Below are 18,704 nucleotides of genomic sequence, written 5' to 3' on the forward strand. Positions count from 1 at the left end.
GGTTCCCGACAGGCTCGAACCGAACGGAAGAATAGGACGGCGATCATGACTGATACTCCCTTCATGGCCAGCCCCGAAGAACGCGCACGGATCGCGGCCGAGGGCATGTATCATCCCGACCTGGAAGGCGACGCCTGTGGCGTGGGCCTGGTCGCCGCCACCGATGGCCGTCCGTCGCGCCGCGTGGTCGCCTCCGCGATCGATGCGCTGAAAGCCGTGTGGCATCGCGGCGCGGTCGATGCCGATGGCAAGACCGGCGATGGGGCGGGCATCCATGTCGACCTGCCGGTGCGCTTCTTCGACGATGCGATCGCGGACTCCGGCCACAAGCCGCTGCCCAATCGCCTCGCCGTCGGCATGATCTTCCTGCCGCGCACGGACCTCAGCGCCCAGGAAACCTGCCGCACCATCGTCGAGAGCGAGATCATCGACGCGGGCTACACCATCTATGGCTGGCGCCAGGTGCCGGTGGACGTGTCGGTCATCGGCGAAAAGGCGCAGCGCACGCGGCCTGAAATCGAGCAGATCATGATCGCCGGCCCGATGCCGGAAGAACGCGACGTGGCCGAGTTCGAAAAGGATCTCTACCTGATCCGCCGCCGGATCGAAAAGCAGGTCATCGCGAGCCAGATCAACGATTTCTACGTCTGTTCGCTGTCCTGCCGCTCGATCATCTACAAGGGGCTGTTCCTCGCCGAATCGCTGTCGGTCTTTTACCCCGACTTGCAGGACGAGCGGTTCGAAAGCCGCGTCGCCATCTTCCATCAACGCTATTCGACCAACACCTTCCCGCAATGGTGGCTGGCCCAGCCGTTCCGCACGCTCGCCCATAATGGCGAGATCAACACGATCCGCGGCAACAAGAACTGGATGAAGAGCCACGAGATCAAGATGGCCAGCCTCGCCTTTGGCGAGCAGTCGGAGGACATCAAGCCGGTGATCCCGGCCGGCGCGTCGGACACGGCCGCGCTCGACGCCGTGTTCGAGGCGATCTGCCGGTCGGGTCGCGACGCCCCCACGGCCAAGCTGATGCTGGTGCCCGAAGCCTATCAGTCGGCCAGTGCAGACCTGCCCAAGGCCCATGCCGACATGTACGACTATCTCGCCTCCGTCATGGAGCCATGGGACGGCCCGGCCGCGCTCGCCATGACCGATGGCCGCTGGGTCGTGGCCGGGGTGGACCGCAACGCGCTGCGCCCGCTGCGCTACACGCTGACCGGCGACAATCTGCTGATCGTCGGCTCCGAAACCGGCATGGTCGTCGTCCCCGAAACCACCATCGTCAAGAAGGGCCGCATGGGCCCCGGCCAGATGATCGCGATCGATCTTCAGGAAGGCGAACTCTATGACGACCGCGCGATCAAGGACCAGATCGCCGGCGAACGCCCCTATGGCGAACTGATCAAGGACTTCCTGACCGTCGCCGACCTCGCCGACGCGCCGACCGCCCTGCCCGCCTGGGACAAGGCGGAACTGACCCGTCGCCAGGTCGCCGCCAACCTGACGCTCGAAGACATGGAACTGATCCTCAGTCCCATGGTCGAGGATGCGAAGGAAGCCATCGGGTCGATGGGCGACGACACGCCGCTCGCCGTCATTTCCGACAAGCCGCGCACCGTCAGCCATTTCTTCCGCCAGAATTTCAGCCAGGTCACGAACCCGCCGATCGACTCCTTGCGCGAACGGCATGTCATGAGCCTCAAGACGCGCTTCTCCAACCTCCACAACATCCTGGAGGAAGGCGCGCAGAGCAGCCATGTGCTGGTGCTGGAATCGCCGGTGGTGACAAGCGCCGAATGGGCGCGGCTGAAAGCCTATTTCGGCCCCGCCGTCGCGGAAATCGACTGCACCTTCCCCGCCACCGGCGGGCAGGAACAGTTGCGCGCCGCGATTCGCCGCATCCGTGAGGAAGCCGAACAGGCGGTCCGCGAAGGCCGCACCGAAATCTTCCTGACCGACGAAGGCGTCAGCGCCGACCGCATCGCCATCGCCGGCGTGCTGGCGGCGGCCGCCGTCCATACCCATCTGGTGCGCAAGGGGCTGCGCAGCTACGCCTCCATCAACGTGCGCTCGGCCGAAGCGCTCGACACCCATTATTTCGCGGTGCTGATCGGCGTCGGCGCGACCACGGTGAACGCTTATCTCGCCGAAGCCAGCATCGCCGATCGCCATGCGCGCGGCCTGTTCGGCGATTTGACCTTCGATCAGTGCGTCGAACGCTATCGCGTCGCCATCAACGAAGGCCTGCTCAAGATCATGTCCAAAATGGGCATCGCGGTCATCAGCTCCTATCGCGGCGGCTATAATTTCGAAGCGGTCGGCCTGTCGCGCGCGCTGGTCGCCGATCTCTTTCCCGGCATGCCGGCCAAGATTTCGGGCGAAGGCTATGCCTCGCTCCACTATAGCGCGATGCTGCGCCATGAAGCCGCCTATGACAGCGCCGCCGTGCGCCTGCCGATCGGCGGCTTCTATCGTCAGCGCAACGGCGGTGAAAGCCATGCCTATTCGGCGCAACTGATGCACCTGCTGCAAACCGCGGTCGGCACCGACAGCTATTCGACCTATCTGCAATTTTCGCGCGGCGTGCGCGATCTGCCGCCGGTCTATCTGCGCGACCTGCTGGAATTCAACTTCGCCCGCGAAGCCGTTCCCATCGACGAGGTGGAAGCGACCACCGAAATCCGCAAGCGCTTCGTGACGCCGGGCATGTCCCTGGGCGCGCTCAGCCCCGAAGCGCATGAAACGCTGGCGATCGCGATGAACCGCATCGGCGCGAAGGCGGTGTCGGGCGAAGGCGGCGAGGATGCGAACCGCTTCAAACCCTACGAAAATGGCGACAATGCCAACAGCGTGATCAAGCAGATCGCGTCCGGCCGGTTCGGCGTCCATGCCGAATATCTGGGCAGCGCCGAGGAAATCGAGATCAAGGTGGCCCAGGGCGCCAAGCCCGGCGAGGGCGGCCAGTTGCCCGGCTTCAAGGTGACGGAATTCATCGCGAAGCTGCGCCACTCGACCCCCGGCGTGACGCTCATCTCGCCGCCGCCGCATCACGACATCTATTCGATCGAGGATCTGGCCCAGCTCATCTACGACTGCAAGCAGATCAACCCGCGCGCCAAGGTGTGCGTGAAGCTGGTCAGCCAGGCCGGCATCGGCACGGTCGCGGCGGGCGTGGCAAAGGCGCATGCCGACGTGATCCTGGTCGCCGGCCATGTCGGCGGCACCGGCGCGTCCCCGCAGACCAGCATCAAATATGCCGGCACGCCCTGGGAAATGGGCCTGTCGGAAACCAATCAGGTGCTGACCCTCAACGGCCTGCGCCACCGGGTAAAGCTGCGCACGGACGGGGGCCTCAAGACCGGGCGCGACATCGTGATCGCCGCGATCCTGGGTGCGGAGGAATATGGCATCGGCACGCTCAGCCTTGTCGCCATGGGCTGCATCATGGTGCGCCAGTGCCACAGCAACACCTGCCCCGTGGGCGTGTGCGTGCAGGATGAAAAGCTGCGCCAGAAATTCACTGGCACGCCCGAAAAGGTCATCAACCTGATGACCTTCATCGCGGAAGAAGTGCGCGAAATCCTGGCGCGTCTGGGCTTCCGCAGCCTGGACGAGGTGATCGGTCGCACCGAATTGCTGAAACAGGTCAATCGCGGCGCGGAGCATCTGGACGATCTCGATCTCAACCCGATCCTGGCCAAGGTGGACGCCCCCGACGCATTGCGCCGCTTCAGTCTGGAAGGGCGCAATCCGGTGCCCGACAGCCTGGACGCGCAGATGATGAAGGACGCGCGCGCCGTGTTCGAACGCGGCGAAAAGATGCAGCTCACCTACACGGTGCGCAACACGCATCGCGCCGTGGGCACCCGCCTGTCCGCCGCCGTGACCGAAAAGTTCGGCATGTCGGCACTTGCCGACGGCCATCTGACCGTGCGCCTGCGCGGATCGGCGGGCCAGTCGCTCGGCGCCTTCCTGTGCAAGGGCATCACGCTTGAAGTGTTCGGCGACGCCAACGACTATGTGGGCAAGGGGCTGTCGGGCGGCATCATCAAGGTCCGCACCACCGTCTCCTCGCCGCTGTCGTCGAAGGACAATACGATCATCGGCAACACCGTCCTTTATGGCGCGACCAGCGGCAAGCTGTTCGCGGCGGGCCAGGCGGGCGAGCGGTTCGCGGTTCGCAATTCGGGCGCGCAAGTGGTGGTCGAGGGCTGCGGCGCGAATGGCTGCGAATATATGACCGGCGGGACGGCGGTGATCCTGGGCAAGACCGGCGCCAATTTCGGCGCGGGCATGACCGGCGGCATGGCCTTCATCCTGGACGAGGATGGCAGCTTCCCGACCCAGGCGAACCCCGAAAGCATCGTCTGGCAGCGGCTGGAAAGCGCCCATTGGGAGGCGCTGGTCAAGGCCCTGATCGCCGAACATGCGGTCGCGACCGACAGCAAATGGTCGAACACCATCCTGGACGACTGGGATCGCTGGCGCCGCTATATCTGGCAGGTGTGCCCCAAGGAAATGGTGAACCGCCTCGCCCATCCGCTGAGCGACACGGAGGCCGAAACCGTCGCGGCCGAATAAGGCCGCCTGAAACTAAAGCCGCCCGAAACTAAGGCATCGTGCGGAAAAGTGGGAACCGGCTTTCGGCAAAAAACGACGCGAAAATCCTCCCCTGTGAAGGGGAGGATGGAGTGTAACGCAGGCACCCGTATCAGGGCGCGAACTGCATGATCGTCAGCCGGAGTCCGAGGACACAGATTTGCTGCGTCCTTGCAAGCGCAGCGGGCCGAAGGCGGGTGAAGCCCAACCCGTCCACCGCGCGCCATGGATTGCTGCGCTGCGCCCGCAAGGACGGAGCGGATCGATCTGACAGCATCCCGCTCTAGAAGCGGGGCTCCACCGTCGCCACCACCGGCACCACCACCGGCGCCACCGGCGGCGTGCGCTCCGCGGCGGCCTGCGCAAGGGCCGCAGGCTCCGCGCCCTCGCCCGCCGCGAAGCGCGCGATCCGCGGCGGCAGGGCATGGATCGGCGATGGCGCCGCATCGGGCATCATGTCCTCCGCGATGGTCTGCGCCTGATAATCGCGCACCACCGGATCGCTGCTGCCATGAAGCATCCCGTCGGCGTCCAGCCCCGCCATGTCGGCCTTCCACCGGCGTTCCTCCAGCGTCGGGCCGCAACCGCGACAATCGATCACCGCTGGCCCATTCTGCGCCGCGACCGACGCATCGGCGGCCGGCGCGTTGCCGTCGAACGTCTCGTAAACCGACTGCGCCGCCGCCGTGTCGGCGGGCGACTGGGCCTGCGGGCTGGTGACATAATGGCCCAGGCCCAGCCCCATGCAGGATGCGACGGCCATGGTCGCGCCTGCCGTTATCCAGAAATGCATCGGCATTGTCACCTGCTCCCATGTCCGGCGCGTCCTGGCGCGTCCTCTCGCCACGCCGGCGCCAACCTTCCCGGTCAATCACAACGCGGATGCAGAACACTTGTTGCATGACCCAAAAGCCTTTGCTAATGGCCGCCTCCTACCAAGGCACCGGCCCCGCCGGTTTCCTGTTTGATGTGCGGTCATGGCGGAATTGGTAGACGCGCAACGTTGAGGTCGTTGTGGCCGAAAGGCCGTGGAAGTTCGAGTCTTCTTGACCGCACCAGACAGTCCAAGTCCTTGCAGGGTAAGGAAAAATTCCCCGCCAGGGGAAAGCCCTTCCGGCTTTGGCGCCTCCCGGAATTCGGCGGCAGTCACAGCCGTCTCCACGAAGCCCGCTTTCGTCCAGCATCTCAGCATTCGTTTCTCCTGCGATGTCGACTGGCTGCAAGAATCATATTGGCGCAAGCTTATTGGTCATTCTTGGCACCCAATCTTTCCTTACAGTGCATTCCCGACTGCGCGGTCGGGAATGCAGTCAGTCCATCATCCATTTCTCATACACCGGACTCGGTTGCCGCGTCCTGGGCTGGTCCAGGCCGTGTGAAACGGATTTACACGAGAAGGCGCAGCCCCTTAGGAGTGGTGCGCGGGTCATTCGGCCGTTGACCCTCGACGCCCATGGCGTCCTTGGCGTGCGCAGCCATGGAAGAGAGCTGGCCGCGATCCTACCCGATATTCAAAAGCGCGCGCAACAATGAGAGGATGCTCAGTATCGACGGCCGCCTGGAGAGTATAGCCGGCGAGCCGCATCGATTTGGGTGCCGTCGGCCACATCGGACGCGCGCTTGTTGCCCGTGGCAACGCCAGCGGTCAGAGTGATTGTCTTGCATCCTCTTGAGCAGGAAGTGGAAGCTGGAGCCAGGGCGGCACCTGCCATGAGGTCGCCTTGGTCAATGCCGGCGCAGAAAGGCCGTGAACAGGTCCAGCCAATGCCCTGCCGGAGCGTCGGGTGCTCCAAGGCCAAACCCGTGCCCGCCTTTCTCAAAAAGATGAAGCTCCACCGGGCGCCGGCTGGCCCGCATCGCCTCCGCGAACAAGACCGCATTCTGATAAGGCACCACATCATCGTCGAACGCATGCACAAGGAATGCCGGTGGAGTATCGGGGCCAATGCTATCGGCCGGACTGTGTCGGCGCAGAAGGTCCGGTGCGGCAGCCTTGCCCAGGAGCGCCTCCGTCACGAAGGGCACCCCGAATGGATCGTGCAATAGCGTTACCGGGTAGATGAGCCCGCCAACGCGCGGCCGTGCATCCCATTGGTCGATGGCGTCACGCGGTTCATAAAGCCTGTGATCGGCCCCTGTCAGCAGGCTGGCGGCAAGATGTCCGCCAGCGGAAAAGCCCAGGACGGAAACGGCGTCAGGTGAAAAACCATATTGTGCCGCGCTCGCCCGGATCTGGCGCATGGCCCGCTGGCCATCCTGTAGCGCCACTGTCGCACGCTCATTCCATCCTTCGTCGGGAAGGCGATATTCCAATATGAAAACGACAAATCCCCGCTGGACAAGCGCATGGGCGACATCGAATCCTTCATGCTGCAAGGCAATGACGGTATATCCGCCGCCCGGTATGACCAATATCGCCTGGCCATTGGGTTTGGCGGGCCGCACCATATGCAATCTGGGGTTTGCTATCCCCATGATCAGTTCGGGCTTGCCCGGCGGGGCTTTAGCGACCTTTTGCCGCGCCCCACCGGGAGGCGTGTCGTTCCACAACGGGATGATCTGCGCAGGCACGTCAGGCAAGGACGGGCCGTTCGAAGGAGTGGCGGACATCTTCGGTGATTTGGCCCTTGCCGCAGATGGCATCAAGAGGCCGGCTGCCGTGCCGGCCAGAAGATGTCGGCGATCGAGCGACACTGGCATGTTCAGCCTCCATTTGCCCCCAGCCAGACGCCTTGAGGCCGCGTTGTCGTGGTTCAATCCTTCCATGCGCGCGCAGGCAATCGGACCGTCACGACCGGACCGAGGCGCTCGGCATTTTCGCCCAGCGCAAAGCCGAAATTGCCGGCCGGGATAGACCAGCCCGACTGTCCCCAGTCGGCAAGAAGGCGTGGATCGATGCTGACATCGACCATGCGGCTTTCCCCCGCGTCAAGCTGTACGCGGGCAAAGCCCACCAGCCGCTGTTTCTGCTCGGCGCCCCGGTTCACCAGATAGAGCTGGGCGACCGTGGCGCCCGCCACTTTGCCAATATTCTTGACGGTGAAGCTTGCCTTGCGGCCGTCGGTTGACAGGCCGGTGGCGGAAAAGCTGGTATAGGACAGGCCAAAGCCAAACGGGAACAGCGCCTTGCGGCCGGTGCGCGCGTTCCAGCGGTATCCGATATCCGAACCCTCGATATCGTAGTTCGCCGAAAGCTTGGCGTCCGGGGTGGGCGGAGAGCCGACGAAATTGGTTTCCAGCGTGTTCATGCCATCCAGTTCGGGCCGCGGCAGGTCTGCGACAGCGGCCGGGAATGTGACCGGCAAACGGCCGGAAGGATTGGTTTCGCCAAACAGCACCGATGCGATGGCCTCGCCTCCGCGGGCGCCCGGATACCAGGCCTCGATGACGGCGGCCGTCTTGTCCAGCCAGGGCATCAGAACAGGGTTGCCAGTCTCCAGCACCACGATGGTATTGGGATTGGCCGCCGCAACAGCCTCGATCAGGGCATCCTGCCCGGACGGCAGGGTCAGGTCGGGCTGGTCTATCCCTTCGGTTGACCATTTCGTTGCGAATATGATCGCGACATCGGCGGATCGGGCCGCATGGACGGCTGGCGCAACATAGCGGCCATCGCGAAACTTTACGTCCGCAGCGGGCGCGAGCTTGCGGATCGCAGCCAGGGGCGCGGAACGGTGATATTGCTGGGAAAGGGCGGTCAGGCCGGAATCGCCGCCGATCGGAATCAGGGCGGCCGGCCCGTCCTGCCCGTGCACCTGCGTCGATCCGCCGCCGGACAGCACGCCGGTATCCGCATAGCCTCCAATAACGACGATGGATTTCGCGGTGCGCGCCAGGGGCAAGGCATTCTGCCTGTTGCGCAGCAGGACGATGCCCTGCTTCGCCATCTCCAGCGCCAGTTGGCCATGGGCCTCGAAATCGATCGGAGCGCCACGGCTGGCCCGCTGCTTATCCAGCCCATTGGCGTAGATCGCCCACAATATCCGGCGGTTCATGTCGTCCAGCCGCCGGGCATAGCGGGGGTCGCGCTTCGCGGCCTTGGCGATGTCGACCTCGAAAAACCGTGCCGGATCATATTCCGCTGCGGATTGGTGATCCAGCCCTTTCAGAGCCGCGTCCAGACTGGTCACGGCGCCCCAGTCACTCATGACATAGCCTTTGTAGCGCCAGTCCCGCTTGAGGACGGTGTTGAGGAGGTAATCGCTCGCGCAGGCCGGTGCGTCATTCACCAGATTATAGGCGCACATCACGGCGCCAGGACGGCCGATCTCTATGCCCAACTGGAAGGCGAGCAGGTCGCTTTCGCGGGCGGCGGCATCCGATATCTTGACATTGACGAATTTCCGGCCGGTTTCCTGGCCGTTCAATGCATAATGCTTGATTGTGGATATGATGTTGTTCGACTGGATACCCTGTATCGCATTGCCGACCAGAATGCCGGTGAGCAGCGGGTCTTCGGAAAAATATTCGAACGTGCGTCCATTGCGCGGGTCACGCATCAGGTTGGCGCCGCCGCCCAACAGCACGTTGAAGCCCTTGGCGCGCGCCTCGAAGCCGATCGTCGCGCCACCGCGTCGAACCATGTCCGGGTTCCATGTCGCCCCTTGTGCGAGCCCGGAAGGCAGGGCGGTCGCCCCATCCTTGCGTAGCCCGAACACGTAACCGATGCCCAGGCTGGCATCCGTCTCGGTCAATGCCGGGATGCCCAGGCGGGGAATCCCGGCCACATAACCCGCGCCAGTGATGGCTTCGGGCGGCGGCGTTGCCGGATTCGGCCCGATCGGCAACGGCATGAGGCTGTGCGTCAGGGCAAGCTTTTCCTCCGGCCGCATCGCCCTGAGCGCGGCCTCCGCCTTTGCAGAAGCCTCATCAGCGTCGGAACGGGGCGGCGCGGCGGATAATGGCGCGCCCGCCCCAGTCGCGAGTGCCGTTGCAAGGTAAGCCATCATGATAGAGCGAAGCATAATATATCCTTGGTTCAGGCCCATGGCCCGGAAAAGCTGTTCGCAGCGCATCGGCATCCGCGCGTCAGGAACCGGGGCATGCTGCGCCATGCCAGTTTTGTGGCGCATGTTTGTGGGCGGCAGAAAAGTCGGAAGGCCCGTGTCGTGCGATCATATGTCGTGCGATCATGATCGGATCGCCTGGCGGCACGTTCCAGCCATCAACAGGCCTCCCCTGATAATATCAGGCGCAAATTTGCACCGCCTCCCCATCAGGGTCAATATGAAAAGGGTAGCGCTGGCATTTATTCTGACGAACAGGCTTTGCCCATGGCGTCGGGCGGCCATGCGGACAGGCGGGCGGCGTGTCGTGCCCGCGAAACAGGGCGCATGCCTGGACAAGGCGCCCAGCGCTGCATCATGGATGGCTCAGGCGCAGGGCCCGCCGGAGTCCTGGGCAGGATGGTCCACGATTGTCTCGGCTCCGCCGGTCGAGCCACGCACGATCAGGCGGAGCGGGAAGTCGGGCGCGTCCTGCGCCTTTCCCAGGACGGCATCCACGCAATATCTTATGATTTCCTCCAGCGGCTGGTGAACAGTCGTCAGCGCGGGATAGACGATCCGGCTGTCCGATGCATTGTCGAAGCCGGCAATGGCCAGGTCTTTGGGAATGCGAAAGCCCAGATCCTGGGCGCAGGCCATCGCGCCCAGGGCCGCCAGGTCGCTGCCACCGAAAATCGCCGTGGGCCGGTCGGCCAGCGCCAGCAGGGACCGCGCAGCGATCACGCCGGAACGAAAGCTGAAATTGGTGCGCACGACCAGCCGGGGATCAGGGCAAATCCCTGCATCTTCCAGCGCGTCCAGATAGCCCAGACGCCGATCATCGGCAGGATAATCCTCGCTCACGGCAGCAAGCATGCCGATGCGCCGATGCCCCTGCGCTATCAGGTGCGCCGTCATCTCTCGCGCCGCGACCCGCCCAGGCACGGGGACGCGAATGCCGGGGCCGCCATCACCCGCTTCGATCCGGGCAAAGGGAATGCCGAGTCCTGCCAGCTTCTCAATCAGCCTGATATTGTTGGAAAAAGGCGGCGCTACCACAATCGCGTCCGGCATGCAGGACAGGCGAAGCTCTATGTCCGATTGCAAGTCCGTGTCAAAAGCGTGGGTTTCGACCATGGCATGATAGCCATATCTGGCACAGGCCCTGGTCATTTCCATGATCATGCGGGAATAATAATCGCCGCCTTCGGCCGCGAGAAGCAGGGTGACAATGTAGGATTTTCCGCTCGCAAGCTGCCTGGCCCCAAGCGCGGGCCGGTAGTCCAGGTCCGAAATCGCATCGTCAATGCGCTGCTTGAGGCGCGGCCTGACAGTGTCGGCCCCGTTCAGCACCTTCGATACGGTCTTAATGGAAACGCCTGCTCTGGCGGCGACATCTGCGATGGTACTCATGTCGCCAGTGGCACGAACATGGGGCGGGCTGTCAATGCGAAAGCGGGAAAATCCGCGCCGGACCGACCATGGCAACCCAACGCTCGCATATGCGCATATGCCCTGTGAAACCCAAGGGTGCCGGCCATTTCGGAACCGTCGCATGTGCGGCAGTCGCTCAAAAATAGCAGCGCTTCCCTTTTTGCGGTTGACATCCTGCCCTGCCGTGCGCAGTCATCGCCAAAATTCAAGACATAGGGGGGATGAAGATGCTGAATGGACGACTCACGCCGGCTGCACGCATTGCACTGTTGGCGAGCACGATGTTTGTCGCGTTGCCGGCGGCCGCGCAGGGAATTGCCGACACGTCCGAAGCGGGCGCGGCATCCGATGAAATCATCGTTACCGCCCAGAAACGCTCCGAACGGCTGCAGGATGTGCCGCTGGCGGTCACGGCGGTCACGGCGGATGCCCTGGCCCGGCAGAATATCAACGATACCGCGTCGCTCACCCGCGCCGTGCCGTCGCTCCAGCTTCAGCAGGGTGCGTCGTCCAGCACCGGCGGGTTCCGCATTCGCGGCGTCGGTACGCAACTGTTCAGCCTGGGCGTCGAAGCGTCGGTGGCGATGGTTGTCGACGGGGTCGTCGCGGCGCGACAGACGCAGAACTTCGCAGACTTTGCCGATATCGAACGGATCGAAGTCCTGCGCGGACCGCAGGGAACGCTTTTCGGCAAAAATGCGACCGCTGGCGTGATCAACATCGTGACGGCGCGGCCCAAGGACGTGTTTGGCGGCTCCATCGACGCGACCGTGGCGGAACAGAATGAATATCGTGTCAAGGGGACCGTCACTGGCCCGATCACCGACACATTGAAGGCGCGGGTCAGCGGCTATTACAACAGCGTTGGTGGCTATCTTCGCAACGTGCCGACCGGCGAGGCGGTGAACAAGGCGGAAGGCTGGGGCCTGCGTGGCAAGCTGGACTGGCAGGCCACGCCTGATCTCAACTTCCTCCTCACCATGGACTATCGCAAGAACGACACCAGTTGCTGCAACGCGGTGATCATCCGTTCGCAGAACCCCGATACGTTGGCGCTGATCGCGCCGGTCAGGCCTTCGATCGGCAACACGCGGATCAGCCAGGACGTGATCGCGTTCAACGATGACCGTCAATTCCAGACCGCGCTCGAAGCCAACTGGGATCTGGGCGCCGCGACCATCACGTCGATCACCGCCTATCAAAAGTACAAAAATGAATCGAACTTCCCGCCTGATCTTCTGAACAATCCGGTCCCTGTCTACATTCCGGGCAATGCGCAATTTGGCCCTGGATTGACGCTCGCCAAATTCGACCAGAATGGCGGCGGCATCGATCTTCGCCAGTTTTCCCATGAACTGCGCATCGCATCCAATGGCACACGCGACCTCACCTATGTGCTTGGCCTGTTTTATTCGAATGTAACGATTGACCGGGATTTCCTGCGGACAGCCTCCACATGCCCGACGGACGGAGGGCCGATCGGCGTGGCCTGTGCCAATCCACTGACATTCTCGGCATCATCGCTTTCGCGCAACAAGTCCGAAGGCATTGCCGGGTTCGGCCAGGTCGAATGGCGGGTTGCGGGCGGCCTGAAGCTCATCGGCGGCCTGCGCGTGCAGCATGAAAGCACTTCGGTCGAAGGCTCGACCCAGGCGCCCGCGATTGTCGGGACCATTCCCTTCGCTGCGCCCTACGCCGGGAAGCGATCCGCCAGCGATACGGCAGTGACCGGCAAGGCCGGCGTGCAATATGAATTCAGCCGCGATGCCCAGATTTATGCCACCTACACGCGCGGCTACAAGGGGCTTGGTTTCAATACCGAGCTTGGCACCGATTTCGCAACCCAGGACCCCGTCCTGCCCGAACATGTCAACGCCTATGAAGTGGGTTTCAAGGGCCGTACCGCCGACGGCGTGCTGACCGTGGCCCTGGCTGGATTCATTGCCGACTACACCGACCTTCAGGTGCTCGCGGACCGCTCCAACCTTGCGGCTGGCCAGTATGGCTTCGTTCAGACCAACGCCGGCAAATCGCAGACCAAGGGCATCGAGCTGGAAGCCACGGTGAAGCCTGCCGACAACTTCGCGGTCAGTTTCGGCATGACCTATGCCAAGACCCGGCTGGACGTTGATGGCCTGAGCTGCGCGCTTCAGGACCAGGCGGCGGCCAACATCTTCACCGGCAATTTTCCGGTCAACACCTGCTATCGCCGGCAAACGCTGGACACGAACGGCAATGTCATAGCCACGTCCGGCGCGCTGCAAGACATTCGCGGCGGCATTCTGCCGGTTTCGCCGAAACTGCGCCTCACCATCTCGCCCAGTTACGAGATGCCACTTGGCAATAACGGCATGTCGGCGGTGTTCCAGACCGGCATCAATTTCCAGTCGAAGCAGCAGACGTCGCTGGAGCAGGACCCGCTGCTGGAGCAGGAGGCCTATGCGCTGGTCGACGCCTCCATCGGCATCAGGGGACCGGACAATCGCTGGTATGTGACCGGCTTTGTGCGGAATCTTTTCGATCAGCACTTTGCGGCAGCCAAGATTCACCTGTCGCCGATCGCGACCCCGGCGCAGCCGTTCGATATCGCGGCGTTTACGTCGAAGGAATCCAATCGCTACTTTGGCGTGAATTTCGGCGCGAAATTCTGATATGTGCGGGAGCCGCCTGAGGGCGGCTCCCGGTTCCACTTGTCATATATGAACCGGGCACCGTGCCGGCGGGGGTCGTCGACACGGGCTGCGGAAGAGAGATTGCCTGAAAAGGGGAAGCGGCAAGCCGATCTTTTACGGGCTGGGCGCGTTTCTGTTCGGCGGCCATGGCGTGTTGACCCAGGAGCAGATAGCCGGGCCGCGCACGAGAAATATTGGCGACACTCCAATATTGGCGACACTCCGGGCGCTCTCTCGGCCTTTCGGCACGGTGATGGCGGCAGAAGGCGCAACCGGCGTCATCCGCCCGTGACAGATATCCCGATTTGAAAGGATCAGCATGTGACCGCTATCCACTTGTCTCATGCGTTGTTGCCGGTGCGGCGGATATCTTAAGGTTCGCAATGCGTGAAAAGGCGGACAGGGCCTTTGAGGCCAGCCGATCGAAGTGGCGCATCTGGCCGATACATCTTGGCGCCTGCCGATGAAGGATTGTGCGCCGCTTCGCCGATCAGCCGGTTGACCCACAGATTTGCGACTTCGATCTTCAGCCGATTGCGTCCGGCTCTTATCATGGCTGAAACATTTACCCTGTGCGGCTGCGTCCATATCATGCCGGCCTCGATGCCGTTGACTGTGACTCTGGCAACATCGGCCATTGCGCCGAGATCAAGCCGGAAAACGGGTCTGGCACATGATGGCTTTGGCAATCGAATGGTGCCGGTATAGGTCGCCTTGCCTGAAAAATAGCGAAGCCTGGGATCGGATTGCTCATTCAGCCAATGCAGCGAGAAGGCACGGCGTTCGTCAGTGGCCAACCCAGGGGTTGCCAGCGAGACATGCCAACGATCATCGGCGGTCACGACCGATACGGGGTCGATCGGCGCAACAGCCTTTGCGCTGGCCAGATCGCGCGCAACGAGGAAGCGGCTTTGGTGGGGTGCAAGAGCGACATGGACGGCTCCGGCTTTTGCTCCCGCATCGACCTGCGATCCATCGACCGCGTCCCACCATGTCGTCACGGCCTTTGCAGGGATCTGAAAATCGCCCTCCACATGCGCAGACCCGCGATTTACCAGGAAATAAATGTCGCCATCGGGCAAAACCCGGTGCAGCACGGAAAGGCCCTGGCCGGTAAAGCGCCAGTCCAGCGCCACTCGCAGCGATTTTGCCGCGGCCTCCGGCGTGTCAGCCTCAACGACATGGGGAAGCGCCCATAATGTAGCGATGGCCTTTGCAACAGCTTTCGGATCGTCCGCCAGGCTTGGTGAATCGACTGGCCGCACGCCGGCGATAGCAACGCCCTGCCTAGCAAAGGCAAGCAGTCGATTCAATGTCGCCAATGTCAGGCGCGCGCTGCTGCCGCCCAGGAACAGAAACTGATAGCTGTTACCGGAACGATTGATGAGTTTGCCATCCTGAACGGCCAATCCCGACGCCAACAATGTCGCGTCGATGAAATCATAGTCCAGGCCGGACGGGACGCCTTCCGGTTCCTTGCCGCCGAATAATCCGGTGACTGGCGCTTCCTCGCCCACGAACCAGGCGAATCCCGCCTGCGGGCGCCCCTGCTGGAGCAGAAACTGCGTTCGGGCGAGATAGTCGGTCCACCCCTTGGCCATGTCGCCCCAGGCATCGTTCCGGTTGAAATAATGGCCCAGCAACGGGGCCATCGTCATCCCTGGAAACTGGCCTGACACCAGGTTGGAGCCGGTCCCCTGATGCACGGAGCTGTGGAGCATCAGGCGATTGCCGCCCATCAGGAACGCCAGGTCGGCCGCCGGGCGCATGTCCGCGGGAGAAAGACCCCATGGTCTGCCAAAAACGGTAAGCGCCTCGACCGCGATATAGGGCTTGCCCAAAATATGGGCGACGGACGCTGCGCCCTTCACATCGGCGACATAGGTTGGCTTCGGGCCGGTCGATGGATCGAACCACCACATGGCGCCGGCAGGCACGTCCGCCTTGGCCCGTATCGCCAGGTCGTTGCCCAGTTGGGGCCGGTTATCCTCCAGCGCTTCGGCATAATAGGTCAGCCCAGCCGCTTTGGCACGGGCCGCCAGGGTGCCATAATGCGCCTCGGTCAGCAGGTCGGATATCGTTCGGCGAAAGTCATACAGGAACGCATCGGATTGCGCCGGTTTCCCGACGATATAGCCCGCCAGCGCCGGATACCATCGGTCGAGGGCATAGCCTGTGCGGTTGCGAAATTGCGACGGCATATCGTCCGTCCAGTTTTGCGCCCCTGCTTCGATACTATCGCTCAAAAGACCGTTCAGGCCGACAACCCCTTTCAGCGCGGCACGCTGATCGGCCAGATAGCGATCAATATAGGCGCCGACGCGGCTGGCCGATAATTTGTCGACTTCCAGCCCGGTGGCCTCTGCAGGCGCGGGTCCGTTGCGATGGCCCGTCAGGGACATCCCAAATCGCAGGACCGTCCATGCGCCCTTTCCCGGCGGTATCCAGTCGAGCGTCCCGTCTGGTCCCAGGCGGGGAGTAAGGTCGATAATGCTGGCCGGATCAATGGACGGCCCATCGGTGTGCGTCGCGCGGGCATAATAATCCGGCACCGCAGCAAAGCCCGCCTTTTCCTCGGCATTCTGGATCAGGCCAGCCGGAGACAGCAGCAATTCCGAAACGGCATAGGCTTGCTTTTGCGGCGGGAATGAAAGGGGGATGGCACCAGGCGCATAGTTCAGCCTTGCGCCCTCGCCTTGTGCGTCGGGTGCGATCGCCATTCTGAAATATCGTCCGCTAACGGCCGGAAAGCTTGCGGTTCTGACCGGCGATTTCGACGCATATACTGTCGTGACGTTGCGATATGTCAGGCCGTCATCGCTGACTTCCAACCTGGCGACAGGTGGCGCGGGCGCACCGAAGCCGGCGGCGGCGGGCATCCCGATGCGGATGCTCCGAACAGTTTCCGGCCGGGCAAACCGATATATGATCCAGCCAATGCCGTCTGTGTCCGGCAACAGATCCTGCGGCTCGTCAAAACGGCCATCGGCCAGCCGCTCTGCCGAAATGACACTGGACGAAGCTATGTTGTCGGCCTTCAATATGGTCCGGCTTCCGGGGAAGGCGATCACGGCGACATCGCGATAGAAGTCCGCGCCTGCGCCCTTGGTCAGCGGAACATCCTGATAGGCGCCTTCTACCACCGGGGGCCGGGCCAGACGGATCGGCATCTTGCCGCCATCCCCGCGAACGACCGTTTCCGACCAGACCAGTTTTTTCATGGCATCGGCCGGCTGGACGAAAGGCGCGCCTGTCGCACTCCATCCCGGCGAGGTCGCAATGCTGAAGTCCATGCCCCTTTCATGCGCGCGCTGCACGCTTTTCCGCATGGCATCCTGCCAGGCGGGGGACATCCACGGCTTCAACTCGGCAATCTGCTTTGGCGCACCCAGGCCGCCTTCGAACAGATGAATGCCACCAATAGCTTGGTCAGCCATCCATTCGATATCGGCAACCGCTTCGTCCGCGTCGATATTGCCGTTCATCCAGTGCCACCAGACCTGCGCCCGTGCGGCCTGCGGCGGATTGCGGAACTGATCCTCCAGCGAAGGACCGGCAACCACAGGCGTCGAAGCGGCGCTGGCCAATAGCAGCATGGGCAACCACATGGGGCGATGCATCTGATTTCCCTTTTTACATCGGTGCGGTCACGACCTGCGCGTCAAAGCGCGTTATTGCGTGCAATGGTGCCCAACACCCCGGCGCTCGGCTTGGGCGTCCGTCGAAATGTCCGGCGATCCAGGTCATGCAATCCGAATTTGGGTTTGTAGCCAAAGCCCCATTCAAAATTGTCGATCAGCGACCAGTGGATATAGCCCAGAACGGGAACGCCTTGCGCCATGAGCTTGTGCAGGTCCACAAGAGCTGCCGGAATGAGGCGCTGGCGAATGTGATCGTCGGGCGTATTCACGCCATGTTCGGTCACGATGACGGGCACCTTGGCGACCGCATGGGCATAGCGCACCGCGCCTGCCAATGATGCCGGATAGACTTCGGTGCCAGCCGCGTTTCGATCCCCGCCGGCAGGCGGATCGACGCGACCCTTTGCATCCCAGATCGCCCGCTCGTAATTCTGGACACCGACGAAATCATCCTGCCGGGCCGCGCGCAACCATGGCGCATACAGGCGTTCGCGAACATCGTCGCGCATGCTGTTGCGACCCACGGCCTGATCGTCGATCATCGCCAGATTGACGCCCACGGGCAGGTCGCCGCGAACCGACTTGATGGCGGCACGCCCCAGGGCATGGCCTTTGAGCAAATGCGCCTGCACCGCTGCCGGATCGGGATACCAGATATTATTACCCGCCAGAAACAGCGGAACGCCATGGGCCTTGGCGATCGTTTCGCAGACCGCCTTGTCGGCCGGCAGCAACCATTTGGCCACGGCTTGGGGCAAGACGCTTGCCAGTTGCCCCGCCAGGTTAGGCTCGTTCAGCGTGGTGGCAACGCTGATCCCCTCAGCCAGATGCGTCGCCGCGATTTGGCAATAGCGCGCGAACAGGTCTGGCGCGTCCGGCTGGCTCCACCCCCCGCGCAACGCGAACCAGGCCGGTGTGGTAAAATGGTTGAAGGTCACGAACGGCTTTATCCCGCGCGCGTGACAGCCTTCGATCATCCGCTTGTAATGGTCGAGCATGGCGTTCGAAAACACGCCCATCCGTGGTTCGATCCGCGCCCATTCCAGGCTGAACCGATATGTGTTCAGGCCCATGGCCTTGACCAGGTCCAGATCGACCGGCCAAAGTTCGAAACTGTTGGCCGCATCACCGGCTGGTTCGGCATAATGGCTGTTGGGCGCGCCTTCGACCAGCCACAAATCCGAATTGAGATTATTGCCCTCCACCTGATAGGCTGCGGTCGCCGCGCCCCACAGAAAGCCTTCGGGAAAGGCACGGCGCGGCGCGGCTTTGCCGAGTGAGGGGCGGGATATCAGCGCACTGCCCGCGATCGCCAGGCCGGTCGCGAATTGCCGTCGATCCATCATTGCACGTTCCTGTCTTTCGTTGGTCTT

At 62.9% G+C, this 18,704-nt stretch carries 8 protein-coding genes and 1 tRNA gene; 3 read left to right on the plus strand and 6 right to left on the minus strand.

The features are described from left to right. The first annotated feature begins 45 nt into the window (after positions 1–45). Positions 46–4,581, plus strand: a complete 4,536-nt coding sequence (gltB, locus tag Q4610_RS03680) for a glutamate synthase large subunit (RefSeq protein ID WP_304534643.1) — start codon at positions 46–48, stop codon at positions 4,579–4,581. A gap of 301 nt (positions 4,582–4,882) precedes the next feature. On the opposite strand, the gene Q4610_RS03685 is transcribed toward gltB, so the two are convergent. Continuing rightward, positions 4,883–5,362: a hypothetical protein gene (locus Q4610_RS03685; RefSeq protein WP_304534644.1), complete on the minus strand. Its 480-nt coding sequence runs from the start codon at positions 5,360–5,362 to the stop codon at positions 4,883–4,885. Between the two features lie 208 nt (positions 5,363–5,570). Here Q4610_RS03685 and Q4610_RS03690 point away from each other — a divergent pair. Further along, positions 5,571–5,657, plus strand: a tRNA-Leu gene (locus Q4610_RS03690). 667 nt (positions 5,658–6,324) lie between these two features. Here Q4610_RS03690 and Q4610_RS03695 read toward each other — a convergent pair. The 3 genes from Q4610_RS03695 to Q4610_RS03705 all read right to left on the minus strand — a co-directional run bounded on the left by Q4610_RS03695 (position 6,325) and on the right by Q4610_RS03705 (position 10,997). Beyond that, positions 6,325–7,209, minus strand: a complete 885-nt coding sequence (locus Q4610_RS03695; RefSeq protein ID WP_304534645.1) for an alpha/beta hydrolase — start codon at positions 7,207–7,209, stop codon at positions 6,325–6,327. 143 nt (positions 7,210–7,352) lie between these two features. Continuing rightward, entirely contained in the window at positions 7,353–9,563 is a 2,211-nt protein-coding gene (locus tag Q4610_RS03700) for a beta-glucosidase family protein (protein WP_304534646.1), read from the minus strand. A 408-nt stretch (positions 9,564–9,971) separates the two neighbouring features. Then, complete coding sequence (locus Q4610_RS03705) at positions 9,972–10,997, minus strand: LacI family DNA-binding transcriptional regulator (protein WP_304534647.1); 1,026 nt, start codon at positions 10,995–10,997, stop codon at positions 9,972–9,974. 290 nt (positions 10,998–11,287) lie between these two features. Between Q4610_RS03705 and Q4610_RS03710 the strand changes: the two genes are divergently transcribed. After that, positions 11,288–13,669: a TonB-dependent receptor gene (locus tag Q4610_RS03710; RefSeq protein ID WP_304534648.1), complete on the plus strand. Its 2,382-nt coding sequence runs from the start codon at positions 11,288–11,290 to the stop codon at positions 13,667–13,669. 392 nt (positions 13,670–14,061) lie between these two features. On the opposite strand, the gene Q4610_RS03715 is transcribed toward Q4610_RS03710, so the two are convergent. Both Q4610_RS03715 and Q4610_RS03720 read right to left on the minus strand, forming a co-directional pair. After that, positions 14,062–17,310, minus strand: coding sequence for a glycosyl hydrolase (locus tag Q4610_RS03715; protein WP_304534649.1), 3,249 nt, complete (start codon positions 17,308–17,310; stop codon positions 14,062–14,064). A gap of 41 nt (positions 17,311–17,351) precedes the next feature. Beyond that, positions 17,352–18,677 carry a family 1 glycosylhydrolase gene (locus Q4610_RS03720; protein WP_304534650.1) on the minus strand — a complete coding sequence of 442 codons (1,326 nt, stop codon included), beginning with the start codon at positions 18,675–18,677 and terminating at the stop codon, positions 17,352–17,354. Positions 18,678–18,704: the final 27 nt, after the last annotated feature.

The organism is Sphingobium cyanobacteriorum (assembly GCF_030580935.1).
Classification (GTDB): domain Bacteria; phylum Pseudomonadota; class Alphaproteobacteria; order Sphingomonadales; family Sphingomonadaceae; genus Sphingobium; species Sphingobium cyanobacteriorum.

Coding starts and splice junctions, on each gene's coding strand:
- Q4610_RS03695 (WP_304534645.1), bottom strand. CDS start 7,209: ATGTCCGCCACTCCTTCGAACGGCCCGTCCTTGCCTGACGTGCCTGCG.
- Q4610_RS03700 (WP_304534646.1), bottom strand. CDS start 9,563: ATGCTTCGCTCTATCATGATGGCTTACCTTGCAACGGCACTCGCGACT.
- Q4610_RS03715 (WP_304534649.1), bottom strand. CDS start 17,310: ATGCATCGCCCCATGTGGTTGCCCATGCTGCTATTGGCCAGCGCCGCT.
- gltB (WP_304534643.1), top strand. CDS start 46: ATGACTGATACTCCCTTCATGGCCAGCCCCGAAGAACGCGCACGGATC.
- Q4610_RS03685 (WP_304534644.1), bottom strand. CDS start 5,362: ATGGCCGTCGCATCCTGCATGGGGCTGGGCCTGGGCCATTATGTCACC.
- Q4610_RS03705 (WP_304534647.1), bottom strand. CDS start 10,997: ATGAGTACCATCGCAGATGTCGCCGCCAGAGCAGGCGTTTCCATTAAG.
- Q4610_RS03720 (WP_304534650.1), bottom strand. CDS start 18,677: ATGATGGATCGACGGCAATTCGCGACCGGCCTGGCGATCGCGGGCAGT.